The 24,202-nt window shown below is 58.7% G+C and carries 18 protein-coding genes; 15 read left to right on the forward strand and 3 right to left on the reverse strand.

From position 1 onward, the window contains the following. Nucleotides 1–77: 77 nt before the first annotated feature. On the reverse strand, nt 78–686 hold the full coding sequence (locus tag HBH1_RS19135) for a phosphatase PAP2 family protein (RefSeq protein ID WP_102663992.1): 609 nt from the start codon (nt 684–686) through the stop codon (nt 78–80). A gap of 399 nt (nt 687–1,085) precedes the next feature. On the opposite strand from HBH1_RS19135, the gene epsL reads away from it, so the two are divergent. The 11 genes from epsL to HBH1_RS19190 all read left to right on the forward strand — a co-directional run bounded on the left by epsL (nt 1,086) and on the right by HBH1_RS19190 (nt 15,796). Then, nucleotides 1,086–2,321, forward strand: coding sequence for an XrtB/PEP-CTERM-associated polysaccharide biosynthesis outer membrane protein EpsL (epsL, locus tag HBH1_RS19140; protein ID WP_102663993.1), 1,236 nt, complete (start codon nt 1,086–1,088; stop codon nt 2,319–2,321). A gap of 10 nt (nt 2,322–2,331) precedes the next feature. Next, complete coding sequence (locus tag HBH1_RS19145; RefSeq protein ID WP_102663994.1) at nt 2,332–3,741, forward strand: undecaprenyl-phosphate glucose phosphotransferase; 1,410 nt, start codon at nt 2,332–2,334, stop codon at nt 3,739–3,741. A gap of 158 nt (nt 3,742–3,899) precedes the next feature. Beyond that, on the forward strand, nt 3,900–4,802 hold the full coding sequence (locus HBH1_RS19150) for an EpsD family peptidyl-prolyl cis-trans isomerase (protein WP_006712707.1): 903 nt from the start codon (nt 3,900–3,902) through the stop codon (nt 4,800–4,802). 73 nt (nt 4,803–4,875) lie between these two features. Then, the gene (gene epsE, locus HBH1_RS19155) at nt 4,876–5,667 is read left to right on the forward strand and encodes a polysaccharide export protein EpsE (RefSeq protein ID WP_166757967.1); all 792 of its coding nucleotides are present in this window, start codon (nt 4,876–4,878) and stop codon (nt 5,665–5,667) included. A gap of 76 nt (nt 5,668–5,743) precedes the next feature. Further along, nucleotides 5,744–7,141 carry a chain length determinant protein EpsF gene (gene epsF / locus HBH1_RS19160; RefSeq protein ID WP_102663995.1) on the forward strand — a complete coding sequence of 466 codons (1,398 nt, stop codon included), beginning with the start codon at nt 5,744–5,746 and terminating at the stop codon, nt 7,139–7,141. A gap of 51 nt (nt 7,142–7,192) precedes the next feature. Next, entirely contained in the window at nt 7,193–8,071 is an 879-nt protein-coding gene (gene epsG / locus HBH1_RS19165) for a chain length determinant protein tyrosine kinase EpsG (RefSeq protein WP_039876320.1), read from the forward strand. Nucleotides 8,072–8,100: 29 nt separating this feature from the next. Next, complete coding sequence (gene xrtB, locus HBH1_RS19170; protein ID WP_102663996.1) at nt 8,101–9,744, forward strand: exosortase B; 1,644 nt, start codon at nt 8,101–8,103, stop codon at nt 9,742–9,744. Between the two features lie 128 nt (nt 9,745–9,872). After that, nucleotides 9,873–11,345 carry an O-antigen ligase family protein gene (locus tag HBH1_RS19175; protein WP_233207656.1) on the forward strand — a complete coding sequence of 491 codons (1,473 nt, stop codon included), beginning with the start codon at nt 9,873–9,875 and terminating at the stop codon, nt 11,343–11,345. A gap of 86 nt (nt 11,346–11,431) precedes the next feature. Next, entirely contained in the window at nt 11,432–12,673 is a 1,242-nt protein-coding gene (locus HBH1_RS19180; RefSeq protein ID WP_102663998.1) for a glycosyltransferase family 4 protein, read from the forward strand. Further along, nucleotides 12,670–13,728: an acyltransferase family protein gene (locus HBH1_RS19185; RefSeq protein WP_102663999.1), complete on the forward strand. Its 1,059-nt coding sequence runs from the start codon at nt 12,670–12,672 to the stop codon at nt 13,726–13,728. Before HBH1_RS19180 ends, HBH1_RS19185 begins: the two co-directional genes overlap by 4 nt. A 28-nt stretch (nt 13,729–13,756) precedes the next feature. After that, the gene (locus tag HBH1_RS19190) at nt 13,757–15,796 is read left to right on the forward strand and encodes an acyltransferase family protein (RefSeq protein WP_102664000.1); all 2,040 of its coding nucleotides are present in this window, start codon (nt 13,757–13,759) and stop codon (nt 15,794–15,796) included. Nucleotides 15,797–15,842: 46 nt separating this feature from the next. Here the strand turns inward: HBH1_RS19190 and HBH1_RS19195 are convergent, their stop codons facing one another. After that, the gene (locus HBH1_RS19195; protein WP_233207657.1) at nt 15,843–17,246 is read right to left on the reverse strand and encodes an Atrophin-1 multi-domain protein; all 1,404 of its coding nucleotides are present in this window, start codon (nt 17,244–17,246) and stop codon (nt 15,843–15,845) included. A gap of 446 nt (nt 17,247–17,692) precedes the next feature. Here HBH1_RS19195 and HBH1_RS19200 point away from each other — a divergent pair, with 446 nt between their 5' ends. The 4 genes from HBH1_RS19200 to HBH1_RS19215 all read left to right on the forward strand — a co-directional run bounded on the left by HBH1_RS19200 (nt 17,693) and on the right by HBH1_RS19215 (nt 22,735). Then, nucleotides 17,693–18,883, forward strand: coding sequence for a glycosyltransferase family 2 protein (locus HBH1_RS19200; protein WP_006712717.1), 1,191 nt, complete (start codon nt 17,693–17,695; stop codon nt 18,881–18,883). A 40-nt stretch (nt 18,884–18,923) separates the two neighbouring features. Further along, nucleotides 18,924–20,045, forward strand: a complete 1,122-nt coding sequence (locus HBH1_RS19205; RefSeq protein WP_039876350.1) for a WecB/TagA/CpsF family glycosyltransferase — start codon at nt 18,924–18,926, stop codon at nt 20,043–20,045. Between the two features lie 126 nt (nt 20,046–20,171). Beyond that, a complete protein-coding gene (locus HBH1_RS19210) occupies nt 20,172–21,308 on the forward strand; it encodes a sugar phosphate nucleotidyltransferase (protein WP_102664001.1) in 1,137 nt (378 codons plus the stop codon). Then, complete coding sequence (locus HBH1_RS19215) at nt 21,308–22,735, forward strand: mannose-1-phosphate guanylyltransferase/mannose-6-phosphate isomerase (protein WP_102664002.1); 1,428 nt, start codon at nt 21,308–21,310, stop codon at nt 22,733–22,735. The genes HBH1_RS19210 and HBH1_RS19215 overlap by 1 nt, the downstream gene beginning before the upstream one ends. Before the next feature lie 86 nt (nt 22,736–22,821). Here HBH1_RS19215 and HBH1_RS19220 read toward each other — a convergent pair whose 3' ends face one another. Next, complete coding sequence (locus tag HBH1_RS19220) at nt 22,822–24,180, reverse strand: capsular polysaccharide export protein, LipB/KpsS family (RefSeq protein WP_102664003.1); 1,359 nt, start codon at nt 24,178–24,180, stop codon at nt 22,822–22,824. Nucleotides 24,181–24,202 lie beyond the last annotated feature (22 nt).

The following is a 24,202-nucleotide window of genomic DNA, read 5'->3' on the forward strand; positions in this document are numbered from 1 at the left end:
GATGCGCAAGACATGCCGTTCAGCGGATTGCTGAACGGCATTTTTCATGGTGAAGGGCAGGGCGCGGCAGTGCCGACTTACAACGGTTCGTGACGGAAATAGACCTCCGGCCGCCCCGACAGATTCTTGGCCAGTTCCTGCAGGAAGCTCTGTGTGGGTGCCGGTTTGTCGAAGCCGGTCATCAGCAGCGCAGCCGCCAGGCCCAGTGGCAGCAAGAGATGGCGCCAGGGAGGGGGAGCGCGATGCAGCGACAGGCTGAACGCCCAGGCCGCGCCGGCGCCAAGCAGCAGGCCCAGCAACACCTCGGATTCGGAGTGCACCTTGATCATCAGGCGTGAGACGCCGATCGCAGTCACCGCCAGTGCCGTCAATGCGAGCACCAGCGAGCGGCGAGGGCGGCTGCAACCTTGTGTCAGCACCAGCGCAATGGACAGATAGAGTGCACTGGAAGAAGCGGTATGGCCGCTGAAGCCAGTGAAATTGAGCATGGGAGGGGCGATGTCCCACCCCATGAACAACAGCTTGCTGACGACGACGATGAACATTGCCGTGCCAAAACAGACCAGCCACGCCAGCATCGGACGCCACAGCCTGTTCAGGCCCAGCCAGAGCGCAAGGATGCAGGCAGCCGGGATGGTAATGGCGCTGTCGCCGAAGAAGGTAATGGTATGCCAGGAGAGATTCATGGAAGACAAGGAGGTTTGCAAGGCAGTGCGGTGAGGATCTTATCCGCTAGAAGGGTGCTGCGAAAGCGCTGGGACGCTTGATAGGAGATAAACGTTCAGTTTTTGTTGCGTCGCGATATAAATAGTTTATGGTTTTTCTTGCGATAGTTATTAAAACTGAAATATCCCGTTTGTCCTACAAAGGCATCCGTCATTGTCTGATTGTCCCGATTCTAGGGGTGCGTATCCTTACCGCATTGTTTTCTGGAGGGCAATCTTCAGCACAAATTTTTGCCTAAATATCAAAAATGATGCATGATTGACTCTAAATTTTTTCGTGTTGCGATGCAGCAATTCGGATGCAAAAAATTGTCATTGTTTTAAAAGTAAAACTAAAAAAAGAAAGGGCGCTGATTCGTGATGCCACGGCAGTTTCGCAATAGCAGCAAGCGCAAGACCCGGGTGCAAGTATGTGCGCTGCTGGTGTCCGTGACCTGCCCTTTGGCCTACGCGGCAGACCCCGGTCAGGTGGTCGTTCCGTATGTGCAGTACACCTATTTGCATGACGATAACCTGTTGCGCTTGAATAGTCCCGAGGCGGCCCAGGCAGCGCTCGGTTCGTCCAAATTGTCGGACAACGTGCAGAGCCGGCTGGCCGGGATCCGTATCGACAAGAATCTCAGTCGCCAACACATCTATCTGGATGCGAGTGCGACCAAGAACACGTTTGATTATTTCAGGCAGTTCGACAACGACGCGCGTGATCTGAAAGCAGACTGGGGTTGGGCCCTTGGAGAGCGTTTCTCGGGCAACGTCGGTTACGTGTATTCGCGTTCGTTGACACCTTTCCAGAACTACCGGGTGCTGGATCTGAATATCCGCACGATGAGTACGAAATATGCGAACTTGGCATGGCAATTGCATCCCGATTGGACGTTGCGGGTCCAGGCATCGCGGTTTGGCTTGGCATATGACCTGAGTACCCAGAAGGCAAACAGTTTTACCCAGAACCTGGCTGAAGTCGGACTGGATTACAACCCCGCCAGCGGCAGCATAGCAGGGGTGCAGGTACGTAAGACCACGGGCAATTATCCGTATGACTCCGTGGTCAGTACCGGGACGATCAATAACTCGTTCAGCCAGGAAGACTACAAGGCCAAGATTGTCTGGCTTTACAGCGGCAAGACCAAACTTCAGTTTCTGGGTGGTATCACCCAGCGTGAGCGAAATTCAGCCGCTGATGCCGGTTATCGTGGATTCAACGCTCGCCTGATTGCAGACTGGGCGGCCACTGGCAAGACCAGTTTCAAGGCCAATCTCTGGCGTGAGATCGGTGGCGTGAACGATGTGGATGCGAATTTCGCGCTGACCAATGGCGTCAGCGTGGCGACGACCTATTTGCCCACGGCCAAATTGCGCGTGGATGGCTTGATCGATTATGAAAAGCGTAATTACAACGGTGCCTCAATCGTGACTGGTGTGACACCCACGAATCGGCGGGACAACTATGAGAAGGCGAGCCTGAGTCTGACTTATTCGCCGACCACGTCCTTGTCGTTGATGTTGTCCATCTATCGAGAAAACCTGCAGTCGAACATCAATACCTTCAGCTACCTCTCCAACGGCATTTCCCTGACTTCGCGCTATGAATTCTGAGGCCCCCAAAATGAGTGACCTGCATGATGGCCTGCCGTTGGTCAACGTCAAGCCTAATACCATCACCATGGTATTCAAGCGCTTTGTCGAGCCTGCGCTGATCGTGGCCTATCTGTGGGTTCTGGTCCGCCTGCATGGTCACACCTTTACTGGCGATTACTGGGTGCTGGCCATCATGGCCTTTTTCCTCTCGTCTTATTTCTTCACCGAATTACATCAGCGTCGCTTGCGCCGCAATCCCAAAGGCCCCTCCGTGCTGGCACCGGTGCTGGACTGGATGGCAGTGGCTGCGGTGCTGGTCCTGGTGGCCTATATCTGCGAGTTCTACCAAAGCTTCTCGATGCGTGCGATCTTCTTCTGGGTGGTCAGCACGCCCATCGGTCTGATCATTTCGCAGCATGTGCAATCACGCGTCCTGCGCGACCTGCATACCAAGGGCGAGGTACGCAAGGCCATCATCATTGGTGTCAATCCGGCTGCGCTGAAGCTGGCAGACCGCATGGAGAAGTATCCCTCCCTGATGATCAAGCTCATGGGCTTCTTCGATGACCGCGAGTTGAATCGCCAGCCGGCCGGTACCTATACCCCCCTGCATGGCAAGATGTCTGATGTTGCTGCCTATGTCCGCCAGCACAACATCAACATGGTCTACATCAGCATGCCGATCTCCGCCCAGCCGCGCGTGCTGCAGATGATCGACGAATTGCAGGACACAACCGCATCGATCTATTTCATCCCGGACATCTACATCTTCAACCTGATCCAGGCCCGCTTCGACTATGTGGGCGGGATGGCGGTGATGGCGATCTGCGAAACACCCTTTACCGGAACCAACAATCTGGTCAAGCGCGTGAGCGACGTGATTCTGGCCTCCGCCATTCTGCTCATGTTGTTGCCAGTGATGATGGTCATTGCCATCTGCGTCAAGCTCACCTCGCCGGGGCCGGTCATCTTCAAGCAGCGCCGTTACGGCCTGGATGGCGAAGAAATCGTGGTCTACAAATTCCGCTCCATGACGGTGATGGAAGACGGCGGCAAGGTCACGCAAGCCACCAAAGGGGATATGCGACTGACCAAGATTGGTGGTTTCCTGCGCTCCAGCTCCCTTGATGAATTGCCCCAGTTCTTCAACGTCCTGCAGGGTCGTATGAGCATTGTCGGACCGCGTCCACATGCGGTGGCCCACAACGAGCTGTATCGCAAGCAGATCAAGGGCTACATGCTGCGCCACAAGGTCAAGCCGGGCATCACCGGCTGGGCCCAGGTCAATGGCCTGCGCGGCGAGACCGAAACACTGGACAAGATGAAAGCCCGTATCGAGTTCGATCTGGAGTATCTGCGTCGCTGGTCGCTGGTATTTGATCTGTGGATCATCTTCCAGACCGTACGCATGGTAGTGAAGCGCGACAACGCCTATTGATGGGCGATGCTTCTTAACCGGCGAGTGCGCTCAGTATGAGGTGTACCGGCGCCTGCGCAACAAGTGGTAGCGAATAAACAGAATGAAAAAATCGAGAGCTTGGTGAAATGAAAATCGGGAACGAAGCGGTGATAAAACATAACAAAATGGCGACCAGGATGCTCGTCTCGACCATGCTCTTGATGGGCCTTGCTGCCTGCGGCGAGAAAAAGCCGGCTGCGGCGTCCTCCAGTCAGGTAGTGGCCATCGTCGATGGTCAGGAAATCACGATCCACCAGGTCAACAATGAATTGGCCAAGACCGGTGGTCAGCAGGTCACCAAACAGTTGCTTGATGGCCTGGTCGCGCGCCAGCTATTGATCAATGCCGCCAAGAAGGACAAGCTCGATACCGATCCGGCCGTGCTGGCCGACATGGAGCGCGCGCGCAATCTGGTGCTCGCCCAAAGCTATGCAGCCACCAAGGTGAAGGCGCCTGCCCGGCCCCTGGATCAGGACATCGACGACCTGTATCGCAAGAACCCGGACTGGTTTGCGCAGCGTCGCCAATTTGAGTTCGCACAGTTGATCGTCGCTGGCTCCAGTGTCACACCCGAGCTGCGTGAGTTGATGGATCAGCGTGGCAAGAGGCTTGAGGACGTCGTGGCCTGGCTGGATGCGCATCGTGTCCAGTACGTCCGCCAAAACGTCATCAAGACCTCGGCAGACCTCCCGCCGCAGATGAATGCCACCCTGAAGAACATGGAGCGAGGAACACTGTTCATCGTGATCGAAGGTCAGACCTCGATCCTGACCTCGTTGCAGGACGTCAAGAATGCGCCCGTATCGTTGGCCGTGGCGACACCTCAGATTGTGCAATATCTGGTGACGCAGAAGCAGAATCAGGCCTCTGAACAATTGCTGGATCGTCTCAAGAGCGAGGCCAAGATCGAGTATTCCGAGCAGGCGAAATCGTTCAAGGATTTGAGTGTCGCGAGCCCTGCTGAAAAGGACGATGCCGGGAAGACTGCCGAGAGTGTCAAGAACGATGCAATATCGCGCGGCGTGGCCAGTTTCAAGTAAGGAAGTATTGATCAACATCCGGGCGTCCGACGCCTGAATCAAGAACCTGATGTACTGCGGAGTAATGACAATGATGAGAAAAATGGTATTTCTGCTGGTCGGCCTGTTGCTCGCCAGCACCAGTCTGTTTGCCAAGGCCGATGACATCCTGCTGGGTGCGGGTGACGTCATTCGCGTCAAGGTGTATGGCAGCGACGACCTGAGTCTGGAAACCCGGATCAGTGAAGCCGGTGTGATCAGCTATCCGCTGGTGGGCGAAGTCAAGGTTGGTGGCCTGTCCACGGCGCAGGCGGAGACCAAGATCGCCAGTCTGCTCAAGAACGGTGGTTACCTGAACAATCCGCAGGTCAACATTCTGGTTACCGTGCCGCAAAGCCAGATGATCTCGGTGCTGGGCCAGGTGACCAAGCCGGGTCGTTACCCGCTGGATGGCCGACGCAACGTGGCTGACGTGATTGCCTTGGCTGGTGGCGTCACCCCCGACGGTGGCGATGCCGTGACCATCGTGCGCCCGGATGGCAAGGGTGGGGTGACCAAGCAACTGGTCGATATCTACAACATCACTCACAGCGGCGATACCACATCTCTGCCGGAAGTCGGCGCCAATGACGTGGTCTATGTCGAGCGTTCGCTGCGCTTCTACATCTACGGCGAAGTCCAGCGTCCCGGTGTCTATAAGCTGGAGCGCAACACCACTGTGTTGCAGGCCTTGTCGGTGGGCGGTGGCCTGACCCAGCGTGGTACGGAGCGGGGCCTGATGGTCAAGCGCCGTGATCCGGATGGCAATCTGCAGGAAGTCCCTGTGAAAAAGGATGATCTGCTGCAGGCCGACGATATCGTCTATGTGAAGGAAAGCTGGTTTTAAACCCGCAATCCCGGCAACGACAGATGTGCGTTTTTTCTTTTAGTGACTGAATACGCCAACCAGGAGGCGTGATCCTATGAACCTATCCCAATTTCTTCTGATCCTTCAGGCCCGTCGCAAGGTGATCCTGCTCATTCTTGCCGTCACGGTGGTCGTGACGCTGGTGGTCAGTCTGGTCTTGCCCAAGCAATACAAGGCGACATCGTCCGTGGTGCTCAACTACAAGGCTTCGGACCCGGTCACCGGTCTGGTGGTCTCGCCTCAGGCGCTACCCGGTTTCATGCCGACGCAGGTGGCCATCATCAACAGCCCCTCGGTGGCGCTGGCGGTGGTCGACAGCCTCAAGCTGACGCAGCAGCAGGCCGTCAAGGATGCCTATGAGGCCGATGATCACGGCGAACTGGACATCCGTAACTGGCTGGCTGCGCTGCTGCTGAAAAAGCTTGATGCCGTTGCCTCCAAGGAGAGCAGCGTGATCGATATCACCTACAGGGCAGAAGATCCGCAGTTTGCCGCGCTCGTTTCCAATGCCTTCGCCGCTGCCTACCAGAATGTGAGCATGCAGCTGAAGCTGGACCCGACCCGCAAGGCCTCGGTCTATTTCAACGACCAGGTCAAGGTTCTGCGCGACGCGTATGAGCAGGCTCAAACCAAGCTGTCCAAGTACCAGGAAGAGCACGGCATCACCAACCTGGACAACCGTACCGACGTCGAAAACAATCGCCTCAACGATTTGTCGACCCAGCTGGTCATGGCTCAGGGGGCCCTGGCGGAAGCCCAGTCCCGTCGCCGTCAGGCCAGCGGTGGCGCCGCCGGTGAATCGCCGGACGTCAACTCCAACGCCTTGATCCAGAACCTGCGGGCGAATCTTGCCAGCTCGGAAGCACGCTTCGAGCAAGCCGCCAAGCGACTGGGCACCAATCATCCGGACTACCAGTCGGCCAAGGCCGAGCGCGACGGTCTGCGTGCCCAGCTGGCTGCTGCCACTTCCTCGATCTCGGCTTCGGTGGGCAGCAATGCGACCATCCTGGCCAAGCGCGAGGCAGAAATCCGCGCCGAGTTCGAGGCCCAGAAGCGCAAGGTCCTGGAGATGAATCGCACCCGTGACGAACTGTCGGTGCTTACCCGCGAACTGGAAAGTGCCCAGCGCGCCTACGAGTTGACCACCCAGCGCTTCGCACAGACGAATCTGGAGGGGCAGTCCAACCAGTCGGACATTTCCCTGCTGTCGGCAGCAGTGCCGCCTGCCAATCCCTCCAGCCCCCGTATTTTTGTCAACCTGGTGCTGTCGATCTTCGTCGGTACCATCCTGGGCGTGATGGCAGCCCTGGGTCTGGAACTGACCAATCGTCGTGTGCGTTCGGAACATGATCTGGTTGAAGAACTGGGTCTGCCGGTGCTGGGTGCCATTACCCGCCCCGTCGCTGCGACACGTCGCGGCCGGTTCGGCTTTGGCCGCTCCAAACCAGTGTGAGTGCGGACTGCTCTCGTTCATCGATAAAAAATATGAATCCCCGGGAATAACATGACTACTGCAACGTTGACCTTCAATGAAGGCGCATCCCTGCCGAACCGCTCCATCGGTGCGATCCTGGTCGATAGCGGCAAGCTCTCCCCCGAGAACGCGGAACGTATCCTGCGCCTGCAGCGCGAGCGCGGCTTGCGCTTTGGGGACGCGGCGATCCAGTTGGGACTGCTGACCCAGTCCGATATCGATCAGGCGCTGTCGCGCCAGTTCGACTACCCCTATCTGCTCAAGGGCGAGAGCAAGGTCAGTGAGAAAGTCGTTGCCGCCTACAACCCGTTCAGCAAGCAGGTCGAAGCCCTGCGGGCGCTGCGCAGCCAGTTGATGGTGCGTTGGTTCGACGTCGACGGCAAGCACAAGTCCCTGTCGATCGTGAGCCCGGAGAGCGGGGAAGGGCGCAGTTTCATTGCCTCCAACCTGGCGGTGGTGTTCTCGCAGCTGGGCGAACGCACCTTGCTGATCGACGCCGACATGCGTCATCCTTGCCAGCACGAATTGTTCGGACTGGACAATCGCAATGGTCTGTCGGGCGTGATCGCCGGTCGTTGTTCCGCAGCCGATGCGCTTCAACGCGTGCCGGATCTGCTGGATCTGTCGGTGCTGCCGGCGGGTCCTACGCCACCCAATCCGCAGGAACTGCTGGGACGTCCGAACTTCACGCAGATGCTCACCGACCTGGCGCAGGAGTTCGACATCATCCTGGTGGACACGCCCTCTGGCGCCCAATACGCCGACGGCAACATGATCTCGGCCCGCACCGGTGCCAGTCTGGTGGTGGTGCGCACCAATGTGACCCATATTTCTGCAGTGCGTACGTTGACGGATAACCTGACCAGTGCGCATGTGGCCGTGGTCGGCAGTGTCGTCAACGAATTCTGACGGCTGTCTATCCGCCGGAGAAAGTCCAGATGACTGCAGAGACCGTCCGCCCGATGCCCGAACCACGATTTTCCGGCCTGCCATGGCTGGTGATCGCGGCAGGTCTGGCGGCGATGTACATTCCAAGTTTCATCGATCTGTTCCATGGAGTGTGGGGGACCGAGCGTAACGCACACGGTCCGATCGTTCTCGCTGTCGCCTGCTGCTACCTGGTGGTGCGGGTCCGCCAACTGTTGCAGGAAGGATTGATCGAACGCCGTCCTGCGCCAATCCCGGGCGTGGCGTTTCTGTTGATCGGGATACTCAGTTTTGTACTCGGGCGGTCGCAGACGGTACTGTTTCTGGAAGCCGGCTCCCTGATTCCTATCCTCATGGGAATCGTGCTGCTGCAATTTGGCGTGCGTACCTGTCGTCGGCTGTGGTTCGCGTTTTTCTTCATGCTCTTCATGGTGCCGCTGCCAGCCTCGGTGGTCGATCTCCTGACGCAGCCGTTGAAGATTGGGGTGTCCTATGTGTCGGAGCAGGTGTTGCGCCTGCTCGGCTACCCCATCGCGCGTAGTGGTGTGATTCTCTACATCGGCCCATACCAGTTGCTGGTTGCCGATGCCTGCGCCGGCCTCAATTCGCTGTTTACCCTGGAGGCGCTGGGACTGTTGTACATGAATCTGGTGCGCCATCAGTCACTGTTGCGAAACGTGTTGCTGGCGGTTCTGATTGTGCCGATTTCTTTCACCGCCAATACCGTGCGCGTCATGGTGCTGGCACTGATTACCTACTATCTGGGCGATGCCGCAGGGCAGGGTTTCCTGCATGGCTTTGCCGGCATGCTGCTGTTCCTGGTGGCTCTGGGACTGATCATTGCATTAGATGGACTGCTACGCTGGATCGCTGCGCGTCATGCAAACTGGAAGGGTCGGGCCGCGCCGATGCCAGTGCAACGCGAGAGGGTGGACACCAGCCAAGCTGTCCGCGACAAGTTCGTCATGAACATTCGTCTGGCCGTACCGGTGGCCATCGTCATGGCAGTGTCGGTAGCAGTCGCAGGCCTGCTGGTACCCCATGAGATGCAGACCGTGAAGGCCGCCAAGCTGTCCGCCGTCGTGCCGACCCAATTCGGCGACTGGCGGGAAATGCCGTCGCCTTTCTTGCAGGTCGACGTCGGACTGGATGACGGGACCGGTCGCAATTCGGATCAACCTTACGACGATGTGCTCAGCCGCACCTACGTCAACAGCCACGGTCAGATGGTGATGCTGGCTCTGGCCTATGCCAACGAGCAGACCCAGGACGTCAAGATCCACCTGCCCGAGGTCTGCTACGTCGCCCAGGGATTCAAGCTCAGGGATGAGCAACGGGTTGAGATGCCGATGCGCGGACAGGATCATCCGATTGCCGCTTCGCGTTTCGTGGCCACTCAGAAGAATCGTGTCGAGGCGGTCAGCTATTGGGTGCGCATCGGTGATGGTTTCCCCAATGGGGGCCTGGCTGCGCGATGGAAGATTTTCAAGGATGGCATGGCAGGTCGGGTCTCGGACGGCATTCTTGTGCGGGCCTCCAGTTTGATGGCGGAAAAGGATGACGAGGCAGACGCCTTTGCCTTGCAGCAGAAGTTCCTGCAAGACCTGGATGCCGCTGTGCGCGTTGGCCAACCTGGCCTCTTGGTGCCGGTCTGAATTTGGCTGGCAGTCAGGCCGATTGGGAGTTTCTCCTGGTTCGCCGGCGGCTCCAGCCCCAATTGCAAGTGGGCGGATGGGCCCGGTGAAACCGAGGCAGATGCGTACTGCCTGGGCAGACATGATGATTGATCGGATGGCCGGTATGGCAGCCATTCGCCAAGGAAGAAATGATGAGAAGAATCAACCTCCCACCCTCTGAGCTGAAGTTCCTGCTCGCCGCCTGCGTCATTGCAGCCATGGCGGGTCTGGTCCTGCCTGTGGTAGCCGGCCTTCTGGAAGGTAGCTATGCACGCCTCGCTGCATTGCCGGCACTGCTGATCTTCGGGGGGCTGTTCCTCTTCAACAAGCGCCTGCTCTTGTTGATCGTGCTTCTGCTGCGTGCTTCCGGGGACATCGTGCTCGAATCCACGCGTGTCGGTTCCGGCGGCAGTCTGTCGCTGGGTCTGGGCGGGGCTATCAACGGCTTGATCATCCTGATGGCTTTCCTGTTCTTTATCGAGAGGCCCAAGCTGCTGCCGCGCAAGGCATGGCTCTACTGGATGATATTGATGGTCGTCGCCTTTGCGGGTATGGCCGTCTCGCCCGACAAGGGGGCGGCACTCAAGATCGTTCTGGGCCTGTGCTCCTATTTTGCCGTGTTCGTCTGCGCGTTCTACCTGGTGCGTACGCCTGAGGAATTCAGATCGATGGTCTTGTTGATCCTCGCGTCTTCACTGATTCCGGCGGTCTACGGCCTGGTCAGCACCGCGCTCAATGCACGCGGTGGACTGAGCGGATTTCGCCTGCAAGGTACCTTCGGTCACCCCAATATCTTCGCTTTCTATCTGACCCTGGTCATCGCGCTGGGCCTGTATGTGATCAAGAGTGCCGAATTCAAGCTCGACCAGTTCAAGCGCTTCGTACTGGCGGGCTATCTGGGCGTGCTCTTCCTGCTGTTGTTGTTGACGCAGACCCGTAGCGCCTGGGTGGCGTGTTTCCTGATCTTCTTCCTGTACGGCGTGAAGTTCGAGCGGCGCTATCTGGTGTATATGCTTGTGCTGGGCACCTTGGCGCTGATGGTTCCCAGTGTGCAGGAGCGTATCCTGCAACTGGATTCGGGTAATACCGTCACGACCTACGCGAAGCTGAATTCCTTCGCCTGGCGAACTTATCTCTGGCAGTCGGGATTGAACTGGATGACGCCTTCGCACTACATCTTTGGTTATGGGGTCGAAGCCTTCCCCTTCTATTCGGGTATGTTCTTCCCCCTGGCCGGCGGCGTAAAGTGGGGTGCGCACAGCGTGTTCGTGCAGTGGTTCTTCGATACGGGATTGGTAGGTATGGTGGCCTATCTCGCCATCTTCTATCAGGTCATGCGGGTGCTCATTCGCTATTACTCGGTGGACAAGCTCGGCGCCGTGATCCTGATCTGTACGCTGATTGAATACCTGGTCGTTTCGGCGTCGGACAACATGCTTTCCTACCTGGCCTTCAACTGGTATTTCTGGTTGGTGATGGGCATGGGCTGGTCGGTCTATGCCAACAGCGAGGCCGGCAAACAGGACGCCATGAAGAAGAAACGCACCGCGCTGCAACCGGTTCCCGCCGTATCTTCCTGAAACCAGGTTCGGTCGCTCCATTCCGAACCATCGATATTCGTACTCCGGCCTCGCCGCCGGGGCATGCACTCGCCATCGAATCTGTCATGACAAAAAAAATCGCCTATTTCATCAACCAGTATCCCAAGGTCAGCCACAGCTTCATCCGCCGTGAAATCGCTGCGGTGGAACTGCAGGGCTTTGCCATCGACCGCATTGCGCTGCGTGGCTGGGACGCCGAAGTGGTGGATGAAGACGATCGCGCTGAACGTGACCGCACGCGCTATATCCTCAAGCGTGGCGTGTTTGCCTTGCTGGCGCCGATGCTGCGCCAGGTGCTGAGCAACCCCAAGGGCGCGCTGGCCGCACTGGGACTGGCTTTCAAGATGGCGCGTCGCGGTGAGCGTGGGCTGATCTATCACCTGGTGTACCTGCTGGAAGCAGCCCAGGTGGTTGAATGGACCCGGGATTTCGGCGCTACTCACATCCACGCCCATTTCGGCACCAATTCCACTGAGATCGTGATGCTGGCGCATTGCCTGGGTGGCCCGACCTACAGTTTCACCGTGCACGGCCCTGAAGAATTCGACAAGCCACTGGCCTTGGGCCTGGACGAGAAGATCCGGCGTTCAGCCTTTACAGTGGCCATCACCTCGTTCTGCCAGAGCCAGCTGTATCGCTGGGTGGAGCAGAGCGTGTGGTCCAAGGTGGCGATCGTCCATTGCGGACTGGATCGCGGTTTCTATTCGGATGCGTCGGCACAGGCTCAGGCTGCGGCGCGCCTGGTGTGTGTCGGACGCCTATGTGAACAGAAGGGGCAGTTGCTGCTGGTCGAGGCTGCAGCAGCGCTCCATCGCAAAGGCCTGTCCTTCGAGCTGGTGCTGGCCGGCGACGGTGAGATGCGCCCGCAGATCGAGGAGCGTATCCGTCATCACGGACTGCAGGAAAAAATCCGTATTACGGGATGGATCAGCAGTCGCCAGGTGCGCGACGAATTGCTTGCCGCCCGTGCCATGGTTCTGCCCAGCTTTGCAGAGGGATTGCCGGTGGTCGTGATGGAAGCCATGGCGTTGCGCCGGCCCGTGTTGACGACGTTCATCGCAGGCATCCCCGAATTGGTGATCGATGGAGAGAACGGCTGGCTGTTCCCGGCAGGTGACGTGGAGCGCCTGGTGAATTCCATGCAGGCCTGCCTGCAAGCTTCGCCTGAACAACTGGAACGGATGGGGGAGGCGGCGCACGTGCGTGCAGTGGCCCGTCACTCCATTGATACGGAGGCGGCCAAACTTGCGGCTTTGTTCTCCGGCCATTCCGGGCAAGCAGTCGCTTCCCAGGGAGCAGCGGCATGAGCATGGTGCATACCAAGCATCAGGACATCGCTTCGCTGGACGGGTGGCGTGCTGTTGCCATCATCATTGTCGCAGCCAGTCATGCTGGCCTGGGGAAGATCGTGCCGGGCGGTCTGGGTGTGACCATATTCTTCTTCCTGAGTGGCTATCTGATCACGACCTTGCTCCTGCGGGAATATGCCGCCAGCGGTGCGATCAACATCAAGCATTTCTATCTGCGCCGCTTGCTCCGTTTGACGCCCCCCTTGCTGCTGGTACTGGTGGTGACCTACCTGTTGACCTACTTGGGGTGGTTCAAGGGGTATGCGACCTGGCAAGGTTTTTTTGCACAGCTTTTTTATTTTGCCAATTACTACGGCTTGTTCTTCGACGCTGCTCATACGGTTCCATTGGGGACGGGCGTGTTCTGGTCGCTGGCGGTGGAAGAGCATTTCTATTTCTTCTTCCCCGCCTTGCTGCTGCTGATGCTGCATCGGGCCCAGCGAAGACATATCCCGGTCTACCTGGCAGTGGCGTGCTTGTTGTTCCTTGCGTGGCGCTGCTATCTGGTCCTGGGTGTGGGCGTGTCGGTCGAGCGGACATATTACGCCAGCGATACCCGTATCGATTCCATGCTGTACGGCTGCATTCTGGCCACCGTGCAAATATCCGAGCGCTGGCAGCAGACATTGCAGAGGCCAGTGGTTCGTCATGTTGCCGTGCTGTCGGGGCTGGTTTTGCTGTTGGCTTCGCTGGTCGTGCGTAATGATGCTTTTCGCGAGACCATTCGCTATTCCCTGCAGGGTATTGCACTGCTTCCTCTGTTCTATTATTCGGTCAACAATCCTGGAATCTGGCCGTTTCGCTGGCTCAATATCGGGTGGATACGCCGTATCGGCATCTATTCCTATTCGATCTATCTGGCCCACTACGTCATGCTCAACAACGTTGACTGGATCTCTCGTCACGCTGTAGTCAACGTCCTCGTTGCACTGATTATTTCCTGCCTGTTTGCCATCGCGGTAGATCGCTTTGTCGATGCTCCATTGCGCGTGCTCCGAGCGCGGCTTCGTTAGTCCGGCACTGGTCGAGAAAGCCCATCACATGGTCACACACAACGAAAATCCTGTTATTGAGAAAGACGCGGCGGATTTGTCTGCGCCTCCCATCACATCGGGTTCCGCCTTGCCCCAGCTGCACCCCAAATACCGCGCCGATATCGATGGCCTGCGTGCTATCGCCGTCGGTTCGGTAGTGATCTTCCATGCCTTTCCGGAGTGGTTCAAGGGGGGCTTCATTGGCGTGGATATCTTCTTCGTCATTTCCGGTTTCCTCATTTCGCTGATCATCTTCAATAATCTGGAGCATGATCGCTTCAGCATCGTCGATTTCTACATCCGCCGTGTCAAACGCATTTTCCCGGCATTGATGACGGTGATGGTTCTGTGCGCGGTGGTCGGTGGCATCATTCTTTTTGCCGATGAATACCGTCAGCTTGGCAAACACCTGCTGGGTGGCTCTACCTTCATTTCCAATATCCTTTTCTGGCGCGAGAGCGGTTATTTCGACAACTCCGCCGAAACCAAGCCCTTGCTCCATCTCTGGAGCCTGGCCATCGAGGAGCAGTTCTATCTATTCTGGCCGCTCCTGCTGGCTTTCGTGTGGAAACGCAAATGGGGCTTCCTGCGCATCATCGGCGTGATCGCACTGGTATCCTTTGTGGTCAATCTGTATCTGATCGGACATGACCAGACAGCCGCCTTCTATTCGCCCTTCGCCCGCTTCTGGGAATTGATGGTGGGTGGGGCCTTGGCATATATCAACCTGCACAGGGCTGATCTCAATGCCCGCTACAAGGATGTGCAGTCCTGGCTGGGCGTGATCTTCCTCGCGGTGGGGTTCGTGCTGCTCAACGCGTCGCGCAGTTTCCCCGGATGGTGGGCGCTACTGCCGTGCGTGGGGACCTTCCTGCTGCTCTCTGCCGGTCCGGGCGCCTGGTTCAATCGCAAGGTGTTGGCCAGCAAACCGATGGTCTGGATCGGACTCATCAGCTACCCGCTGTATCTCTGGCATTGGCCCTTGCTGGCCTTCGCCGCGATTATCGCGGGGGAGACCGCCCCACAGGAGTGGCGGCTGATCGCGATGGTCGCTGCAGTAGCACTGGCCTGGATTACCTTCCTCTTCATCGAACGACCGTTGCGCCATGCCCGCGGGACCAAAGTGGTACTGGTCTTGCTGGCTGTCAATGTGATCGTCGGCGCCGCAGGTGCGGCGATCTACGTCAATGGTGGTTTCCCTCAGCGGGCGATCAATGAAAAGCTCGACTATCTGGCACGTGCTGATGTATTCGAAGGTTCGCGCAACTCCGATGGTAGCTGCGCACGCCTGAATCAACTGAGCGAAGTCAGCGAAGAGGTGTGTCTGTCCAACTCTGCACAGCCGGAGGTACTTTTCGTCGGTGACAGCCATGTGATGGCATTGCACTCGGCGGTCTTCGACCGGCAGTTGGCGCTTCCTTCCATCATGGTCGCAGGGCACGCCTGCCGCGTCTATCCCAATTTGCCCTACGAAGCTGCCAACGTGCGGCGCTGGTCCAATAACTGCACTGAAATTGCGAAGCAGGGCATCATGGTCGGCGCCAGATTGCCGTCCATCCAGACGGTGGTTATCAGTGGCGCCTATCCACGCGGCAATCTGGACTCGCCGTCCCAGTACAAGGTCAATGGGCATACTATCTCGCAGCGCGAGGCATTCATGGCAGGCTACGGAGCCTTGATCGAAAGCTTTATCGCACAGGGCAAGCGTGTGGTCTTCGTCGCTGATGTGCCTTACCTGAAGCTGGACCCGCACTCTTGCGTCAATCGGTTCGGTACCGAGCCCACGCGCGAATGTGCGTTCACACAGGCCGAGCATGAGCAGATACGCAAATCTTATGACGCGGCGGTAGCCGAATTACGCCAGCTGCATCCGAAGGCAACGGTATTCGATCCGGTGTCCCTGTTCTGCAAACAGGGTAAGTGCCAGGCCAAGATCGATGGCGCTTATCTCTACAACGATGATCAGCACATCAGCCTGGCTGCATCGAAGTACTTGCTGCAGTCGATGCAACATGACGGCTTGTTGCCGCCAACGTCGTCCAAATAGAAAAGCCGCCGTCGGTACGACGGCGGCTGAGTGAACATGGCGTTCGTCAGTTGGCTTTGAGAAGCTGACCGCCTACGGCAGTGCTGTTGCCCACACCGCTTTGCGCGTAGAGCGCGAGGCGAGGCGAGTTTGCATTCCAGGTAAAGGTCTTGCTTTCGCCGTTGGCCAGATAGCCGCTGTCGAAAACGACTTTGCCCGCCAACTGGTCATAGATGCTCATGCGCAGTTTGCCGCCGTTGGTGGTACGGGCGGTGAGCGTGTAGCTGGCGCCCATGACCGGTTTGGCCCAGGTGACGGCATTCATGCCGCGGTTGCTGTAGTTGACCACCTCCGAGACCGAACTGGTTGCCGGGAAGACGACTGCCTGGTCCCAGGAACTGAACTTGCCCAGGACGCTTCCCGACTGCTGAGTCCAGTTGCCGCGCATGGAAAGCAGGTTGAGGTTCTGGTTAGGCGTGAATTTGTTGCCGTTGCCATCGACCCAGCTTTCTGCGCTGATCACGCGGCGCAGGCCAGCTCGCACGGACTGCAATTCGTTGGCGACGGTGTTGTTCCAGCCACTGGGAGAAGGGTTGGCGTCGGAGCCGATTTCGGCGTAGATGACGAAGGGCGTACCGATGTTGGCATCGACGATATAGGCGCCATAGCGCTTGAGCGTCTCGGCGATGCGGCGCACTTCGGCATTGCTGATACGGCTGGTGTCGAAATCCGGTGGCAGCATGACCAGGCTGCCCTCAGGAATACTGCCTTTGTTGCGTGTGGCGGCATAGGTATCGGCCGAGGTCGCCGGGAAGACATAAGCTGGATTGGGGCTCAGCCCCGAATAGCTCAGGGACATGGCCAGGGCGTGCTTGTAGTACTCAGGCTTCTGCGCTGCTTCGTGGGTACGGATGATACCTGCCGCAGCCGGCACACCCGTGGCGCGCGCGCCCTGGTAGTAATGGCCGGGTTCCGGCCAGCCGCGGCCGTCGATCTTGGTCCAGGCATACATGGCAGCGGTCCACTGGGTGCCTTCCTGCTTGAGCTTGAACAGCGAGTGGACGATGCCTGTGGTCGGGTCGACGATGTCGGCATGGCCGTCGGTGCCCGGCGCGGCGCGGGCCGCAGCGGGCCAGTGTGGGATGGTGACGTCGTGGTAATTCTCGTCGTCGGTATTGAACAGCCCCTTGCTGCCGGTGAGCCCCTTGACGGTCACCGGTGGGTCATCGGGTGAGGCCAGAAAGATGCCGGTGGAATAGGTGTTGTTGGTCACCGCCGGGAAATACGTGTCGGTCGGTATCACGAAATTATCGAATACCGGATTGACCGGGCGGCTGTTCCATAGCGAGTCTGCAGCGAATGGCTTGAGGTAGCTGCCCCATTCCTGCGCCCAGGTGGGTGAGGTCGAAAGCAGGGCGGTCATCGCCAGGGTAAGTTGAAGACGCCGTAGCGTTTTTTGTGGCCGTTGCATGGGCAGCTCCTGTGAGGGTGGAATAGCGATGATCTGGGTCGGAAGATTAAGTTCTACTCAACTGGAAATGTAAGTAGTTTTATGGAAGAGCTGAAAAGTATAGCGAGCATTCCCGCGGAGTATTGTCAAAAAGCGCAAGTGCTCAAGCTTTTTGCTTCAAAATTTCCACGAAAAAGGTGAAGGAAAATTTTTGAGCGCTGAGCCAGATAATAATTGTCGCGATGCAGCAATTTTGTGATTGCGTGTCGCATAATGGAGTCGGCAGAGTTGCGTTACTGTGCGGCAGAGCAGTCGGTGCTGCCCAATGGTAATTGAATTCCGGCAACTGGGCGCTGTGGCGAACCAATTTGCCCAACGACCAGCCTTGCAACTTGCTGCGAGGCAATTGAAATGCGAGCTTATGTTTTCCGGCGCGCCTCCGGTTTTACTTGGAAATGGAAATATTGATGATCATCGTGCTATTGCAAATGATGCTATTGGCGGGCCTGGTACTCCTGGCTGTACCGGTACTGGTATTGCTGGTACAGGTCCTCTGTGCCCGCTGGGCTGCCCCGCGCTCTGCGGCATTGAGTGCGACGCGACCGCGTATCGCTGTGCTGGTGCCAGCCCACAATGAAGCTGGTGGGATTGGCGAAGTGGTAGCCGGTATCCGCCGTCAGTTGCTTGCCGCCGACCGGGTCCTGGTGGTCGCGGACAATTGTTCTGACCATACCGCTCACATTGCCCGCGAGGCCGGCGCAGAAGTCACTGAACGCTTTCACGATGAATTGCGCGGCAAGGGTTATGCACTCGACCACGGTATTCGCCAATTGGCTGAGGATGCGCCGGACGTGGTCATCATCGTCGATGCCGATTGCTATCTGGGCGCGCAGGCGCTGGAGACGATTGCGCGCTCCTGCGTGCAATCGAATCGTCCTGTGCAGGCGCTCTACCTGATGCATGCACCAGAAGGCGGGGGCCCGATGCGCAAGATCGCCGAGTTCGCCTGGCTGGTCAAGAATCTGGTGCGTCCGCTCGGTTTCCAGAAGCTGGGCCAGCCTTGCCAGCTGATGGGCACTGGCATGGCCTTCACCTGGCAGCAGATCAGCCAGGCCAATCTGGCCACCGGTCATATCGTGGAAGACATGAAACTGGGCGTGGACCTGGCCGAAGCCGGCCAGCCGCCACTGTTCTGTCCCGAAGCCATGGTCTACAGTTTCTTCCCTTCCAGCGACAGCGGAGTCAGCACCCAGCGTACGCGCTGGGAACATGGTCACCTGAGCGTGATCCAGTCTTACGTGCCGCGCTTGCTGGGTGGCGCTGTGACGCATCGCAACGCTGCCCTGGCGGCATTGGCGCTGGATCTGAGCGTGCCGCCACTGGCATTGCTGGTGATGCTGGTGGTGCTGGCATGGGGTGTGAATGCGATTATCTGGCTGGCATGGGGCCTGGTATGGCCCTTGCTGCTGGCCAGCCTGCTGGTGGTGTCGATCGCTGTCTCGGTCTTGCTGGCATGGTCGGGCTATGGTCGCAAGGTCATCGGCCTGGGCGAATTGCTTGGTGCGTTCGGCTATGTAGCGCGCAAGCTGCCTCTGTATGTCAAATTTCTCTTCAACCGCCAGGTGGCATGGGTAAGGTCAAAACGTGACTCAGAATAACGTCTATCAGATCGCACCGGACACGGTCTCGCATGCGGCTATCGCGCATCTGCCCGATTTCAACCGTGATGTCTTCTGTATCCTGGGCCTGCCGTTTGACCGGGTCAGCCTGGCCGATGCCGAACGCATCACGCGCACTGCGGTGCTACAGCGACAGCGCTGCTTCCTGTCCACTCCCAACCTGAACTTTGCAATTGCCTGCCTGGAAGACCCGCAGTTCCGCCTCTCGGTCATCCAGAGCGATCTCTCCATCGCCGACGGCATGCCGCTGATCTGGATCGCGCGTGCTACCGGCTTGCCGATCAATGAACGGGTCGCCGGCTCCTCGCTATTCCAGAGCCTGCGCCAGGCAGCGCTGCCGGCCGGTGGCGAAGCGCTGCGGGTGTACTTCTTCGGCGGCCCTCCAGGCGTGGCCCAGGCCGCCAGCGAGAAGCTCAACGCCAGTGCCTCGTCAATGACGGCCGTCGGCTTCGACAGCCCCGGCTTCGGCTCCATTGAAGAAATGAGCGACCCCGTCAGTATCGAGCGCATCAATGCCAGTGGTGCCGACTTCCTGGTCGTGGCGCTCGGAGCCAAGAAAGGCCAGGCATGGATCCAATACAATCTGCCCCGGTTACGCGTGCCCTTGGTCAGTCACCTTGGTGCGGTCGTCAACTTCGTCGCCGGTACCGTCTCGCGGGCGCCGGTCTGGGCGCAGAAGACGGGCCTGGAGTGGCTCTGGCGCATCAAGGAAGAACCCAAGTTGTGGCGTCGTTATTGGGATGATGGCGTCGGCCTGCTCACGCTGCTGGTCGATCGCGTCATTCCTCTGGCAATGGCAGCTCGGCGGCAGACGCCGGTGGCCACCCAGTTCGAAGCGGCACACATGGCAGTGGAAGAACGGGAGGGCGATTGCATACTGCGCCTGTCCGGCGCCGTGGGGCAAGCCAACATCGGACGCTTGCGTGCACTGCTGCCGGAGGCGGCCCGCTCATCAAGCCCGCTGGTGGTGGATTGCACCGGTCTGGGCCATCTCGACAGCGCAGCCCTGGCGTCCCTGATGCTGTTGTATGGCGCATGTCATGCCGCCAAACGACCGTGGGCCGTACTGGGTGTGTCGCCGGAACTGCGCAAGCAGTTTGGGCTGCACTGCGCTGAATATCTGTTACAGCCGTCGGCATGAGCGGTCGCCGTTTCGCATAGACCGCGAGCGCAGCGGGTAGCCGGCACTTGGTCGGCACCTGTTGGAGTCGTCTACCTGAGTAGCACCGAACACCTATCGTCAATAGAAGAGGCATTCATGAAAGCAATGATTCTGGCAGCCGGCAAGGGAACCCGGGTTCGCCCCCTGACCTATGCGCTGCCCAAGCCGATGATCCCCATCCTGGGCAAGCCGGTGATGGAATACCTGATCGAACACTTGGTGAAGTTCGGCATCCAGGACATCATGGTCAACGTCAGCTACCTGCACGACCGCATCGAAAATTATTTCGGTGAAGGGCAGCGCTTCGGTGCGCGCATCGGCTATTCCTTCGAAGGTTATGTGGACGACGACGGCCAGGTCTTCCCCAATCCGATTGGCTCGGCCGGTGGCATGAAGAAGATCCAGGAGTTCGGCGGTTTCTTCGACGAGACCACCCTGGTCATCTGTGGTGATGCCCTGATCGATCTCGACCTGCATTCGGCATTGTTCGAGCATCGCCGCAAGGGTGCGCTGGTGAGCGTGATTACCAAGGAAGTGCCGATGGAGCAGGTGTCCAGCTATGGCATCGTGGTGGCCGAGCCGGACGGCAAGGTCAAGTCCTTCCAGGAAAAGCCCACCCAGGAAGAGGCGCTGTCCAATCTCGCCAGTACCGGTATCTACATCATGGAACCGGCGGCACTGGACCTGATCCCCAAGGACAAGTTCTTCGACATCGGCGCCGACCTGTTCCCGCTGCTGGTGGAGAAGAAATTACCGTTCTACGCCCAGAAGCGTTTCTTCAACTGGATCGATATCGGCAACGTGACGGATTTCTGGTCGGTACTGCAGAGCGTTCTGAAGGGAGAAGTCGCGCAGATGTACGTGCCCGGCACCCAGATTCAGGAAGGCGTATGGGTCGGTCTTAACACCCGTATCGACTGGGAAGGCACGACCATCGAAGGCCCCGTCTACATCGGCGCGGGTACCCATGTCGAAGCCGGCGCTACCATTGTGGGGCCCGCCTGGATAGGGCATGGCAGCCACATCTGCAGTGGCGCAAAAGTGATTCGGAGTGTCCTGTTCGAGTATACTCGCGTCGCCACGGGCACTGTCTTCGAAAACAGCGTCGTCTATGGCGCCTACAGCGTCACTCATGACGGTGCGATGAAACATACGTCCGATGATCCGGACGAGCAGTGGAACGATGCACGGGATCGTCGTCTCAAACCGCGCAGTGCAATTCAGGAAATCAGGAGTACATAATGTCTAATGTCAAAATCTATCCCGTCATCTTGTCCGGCGGTTCCGGCACCCGCCTCTGGCCATTGTCGCGCGCGGCCTATCCCAAGCAATTCCTGCCGCTGGTAAGCGAGCAGACCATGCTTCAGGAAACCGTGGCCCGCGTGGGGTCATGGCCTGAGATGCAAGCCCCGCTGGTGGTGTGCGGCAATGAGCATCGCTTCATGATTGCCGAGCAGATGCGGGAGATCGGTGTTCGCCCTCTGGGCATCATGCTTGAGCCGCAGGCTCGTAATACTGCGCCGGCAGTGGCTGCAGCGGCGTTGCACCTGCAGCGCCTGGATCCGGAAGCGGTCATGCTGGTCCTGCCCGCCGACCACGTCATCACCGATGTACTCGCCTTCCACGAGGCAGTGCGCCGCGCCCTGGTCTCGGTTCAGCAAGGTGCGCTGGCGACCTTCGGCATCGAGCCGACACAGCCCGAAACCGGATATGGCTATATCCTGCGCGGGGATGTTCACGGTACGGACACCGGTAACTATCTGGTTGAGCGCTTCGTGGAGAAGCCAGACCTGGCGACGGCCACGGGGTTCCTGAAGCAGGGCGGCTACTACTGGAACAGTGGCATGTTCCTCTTCAAGGCGCGTGACTATCTGGCCGAGCTGGAGGCGCATCGTCCCCTGATTGGCGCCGCCGTCAAGGAGGCCGTCTCCAAGGCCTATTCCGATCTCGATTTCTGCCGCCTGGACGATGCTGCATTTGCTGCCTCACCCTCCGAGTCCATCGACTATGCCGTCATGGAAAATACCTCGCGTGCGGTGGTGGTGCCGGCCAGTATTGGCTGGAGCGATGTAGGTTCCTGGAGCGCATTGCACGAAGTGCTGCCGGCGGACGCCGAAGGCAACGTGGTGCGCGGCGACGTGCACCTGAATCAGGTCAAGAACACGTTGGTACGCGCTGAGAGCCGCATGGTCGCGGTGCTGGGCGTGGAAGATCTGGTGGTGGTGGAGACCGATGACGTTGTGCTGGTGGCCAATCGTGAGAAGGTCCAAGAGGTGAAGGCGTTCGTGGAGAAGCTCAAGAACACCGAGCGCACCGAACACGTCCATCACAAGCGCGTCTTCCGCCCCTGGGGCAGCTACGAAAGCGTCGATTCGGGCGAACGCTTCCAGGTCAAGCGCATCATCGTCAAGCCGGGCGAGAAGCTGTCGCTGCAGATGCATTACCATCGCGCCGAGCACTGGGTGGTGGTCAGTGGATCAGCTCTGGTTACGCGCGGAGAGGAAGTGACCCTGCTGAGCGAAAACGAATCGATCTACCTGCCCATCGGCGTCACCCATCGTCTGGAAAACCCGGGCAAGCTGCCGCTGCACCTGATCGAGGTGCAATCGGGCAGTTACCTGGGCGAGGATGATATCGTGCGCTTCGATGACGTCTACAAGCGCGCCTGAGATAGCGGTCGCGCAATGAAAAAAGGAGAGCATTCGTGCTCTCCTTTTTTCGTTTTCGTCACCCGTGTTGTCTGTGGTGGGCCGATTCAACTGTTGGCAACGGACCTGCCGGATAGGGTCTCTGCGCTTGCGCTGCCCGCATGCAGGGCCACAAGCCGCTCAGCCAGCGCTGGTCCGGCCTGGATGCAGGCCGGATACTTCCATGTGCCTTTTACGAAAAGGGTGCGATCCAGTGCCTCCAGGAAGCGATCGATACGCATCGACATCATCTCATCCACGCCGGTGGCGGCGCGCTGCACGTTGGCATCAAGCTGGGCCAGGTCCTTGACCACGAAAGCGATTTCCGGCTTGGAATAGAAGGACTCCCCCAGCACCACGGTCGGCTTCTTGCGGCGTACGGCCTGCAAGCCCACCGACGAGTTGATCACGAACACCATGGTGGCGCGATCCAGCAGCAATTCGATGTCGAACTTGCGCAGCCAGATCACGTCCGGGTATTTCTGGCGCAGTTCACTGTAGTCGTAGCGCCCCAGGTCTTCCGGGTGCTCCTTGACGATGATGGGGTAGTCCGGTCCGCAGGTCCGGCGAATGGCGGCATGAACGGTCTCGAAGAACTCCTCCACCGAATGTACCAGCCTGGAGTTGAGCAGCACCTGGGTATCGTCGTGGACCTGCAGGGGGACGAAAGCAAAGTGTTCGGGCAGCGTGACCTGGTCGTTCGGGATGGCAGCGCGTTCACGCTTGATCTGCCAGGTCTTGATGCGGCTGGAACCGCGTTGTTCCGGATACTGGGTGTAGTAGCCGAGATTGGCGCGATGGGCCAGCGCGATGGCCGCCAGTTGCGTGCGGGTCAGAGGGCGGAGCTCGAGCGCCGGGGCCGTCTGGACATCGGTGCTGGAAGGTGGCTGGGACTGGGCTTGTGCAAGAACGGCATCGTAGTCCAGCGCCGCCAGGGTGGCGGAGGCATTCACGCCGGCCAGGTCGGCTTGCAGTGTGTTGGCGAAGTAACCGTTCTCCAGGTAGACCACTGGAATATCTTTGCGTCGGCACAGGACGCTGATGACCTGGCCGATGTGATCCTGGCCATTCCAGACCACGAACAGATCAGGCGCCTCTGCATCGATGAAGCGCTGGACGTAACGTGCCACCGCATTGACCCGTCCATGCCACTCGCTCAGGCTGCCACCGTGCTTGAGTTGCATGAAGTTGACCATGTCCTTCACGTCGTCCTGCGGGAACAGAATGTTCTGCTCCTGGGCGCTGCCATCCAGCGTTTCCAGATTGCGCGGGAAGAGCTGCTCGGTGTTCTTGGATAGCAGCTTGTGGTCATGCGGCAGGAAATTCAGGTAGCGTACCTGGTGGCCATGGCGCTGTTCCAGGCAGTGGCCGGTGCTGAGCATCAGCGGCACGAACATGTCGGCCAGGACAAAGATGGCAATTTTCATCGAGGATACCCGTTCGGAAGAT

Origin of the sequence: Herbaspirillum sp. BH-1, assembly GCF_002870055.1 — a bacterium.
Lineage (GTDB): Bacteria > Pseudomonadota > Gammaproteobacteria > Burkholderiales > Burkholderiaceae_D > Herbaspirillum > Herbaspirillum frisingense.

What these genes read in the sequence shown, in the direction of transcription:
- HBH1_RS19200 (WP_006712717.1), top strand. Translation starts at nt 17,693, where the DNA reads ATGATCATCGTGCTATTGCAAATGATGCTATTGGCGGGCCTGGTACTC.
- HBH1_RS19220 (WP_102664003.1), bottom strand. Translation starts at nt 24,180, where the DNA reads ATGAAAATTGCCATCTTTGTCCTGGCCGACATGTTCGTGCCGCTGATG.
- epsL (WP_102663993.1), top strand. Translation starts at nt 1,086, where the DNA reads ATGCCACGGCAGTTTCGCAATAGCAGCAAGCGCAAGACCCGGGTGCAA.
- epsE (WP_166757967.1), top strand. Translation starts at nt 4,876, where the DNA reads ATGAGAAAAATGGTATTTCTGCTGGTCGGCCTGTTGCTCGCCAGCACC.
- xrtB (WP_102663996.1), top strand. Translation starts at nt 8,101, where the DNA reads ATGACTGCAGAGACCGTCCGCCCGATGCCCGAACCACGATTTTCCGGC.
- HBH1_RS19215 (WP_102664002.1), top strand. Translation starts at nt 21,308, where the DNA reads ATGTCTAATGTCAAAATCTATCCCGTCATCTTGTCCGGCGGTTCCGGC.
- HBH1_RS19135 (WP_102663992.1), bottom strand. Translation starts at nt 686, where the DNA reads ATGAATCTCTCCTGGCATACCATTACCTTCTTCGGCGACAGCGCCATT.
- epsG (WP_039876320.1), top strand. Translation starts at nt 7,193, where the DNA reads ATGACTACTGCAACGTTGACCTTCAATGAAGGCGCATCCCTGCCGAAC.
- epsF (WP_102663995.1), top strand. Translation starts at nt 5,744, where the DNA reads ATGAACCTATCCCAATTTCTTCTGATCCTTCAGGCCCGTCGCAAGGTG.
- HBH1_RS19150 (WP_006712707.1), top strand. Translation starts at nt 3,900, where the DNA reads ATGCTCGTCTCGACCATGCTCTTGATGGGCCTTGCTGCCTGCGGCGAG.
- HBH1_RS19180 (WP_102663998.1), top strand. Translation starts at nt 11,432, where the DNA reads ATGACAAAAAAAATCGCCTATTTCATCAACCAGTATCCCAAGGTCAGC.
- HBH1_RS19145 (WP_102663994.1), top strand. Translation starts at nt 2,332, where the DNA reads ATGAGTGACCTGCATGATGGCCTGCCGTTGGTCAACGTCAAGCCTAAT.
- HBH1_RS19195 (WP_233207657.1), bottom strand. Translation starts at nt 17,246, where the DNA reads ATGCAACGGCCACAAAAAACGCTACGGCGTCTTCAACTTACCCTGGCG.
- HBH1_RS19210 (WP_102664001.1), top strand. Translation starts at nt 20,172, where the DNA reads ATGATTCTGGCAGCCGGCAAGGGAACCCGGGTTCGCCCCCTGACCTAT.
- HBH1_RS19190 (WP_102664000.1), top strand. Translation starts at nt 13,757, where the DNA reads ATGGTCACACACAACGAAAATCCTGTTATTGAGAAAGACGCGGCGGAT.
- HBH1_RS19185 (WP_102663999.1), top strand. Translation starts at nt 12,670, where the DNA reads ATGAGCATGGTGCATACCAAGCATCAGGACATCGCTTCGCTGGACGGG.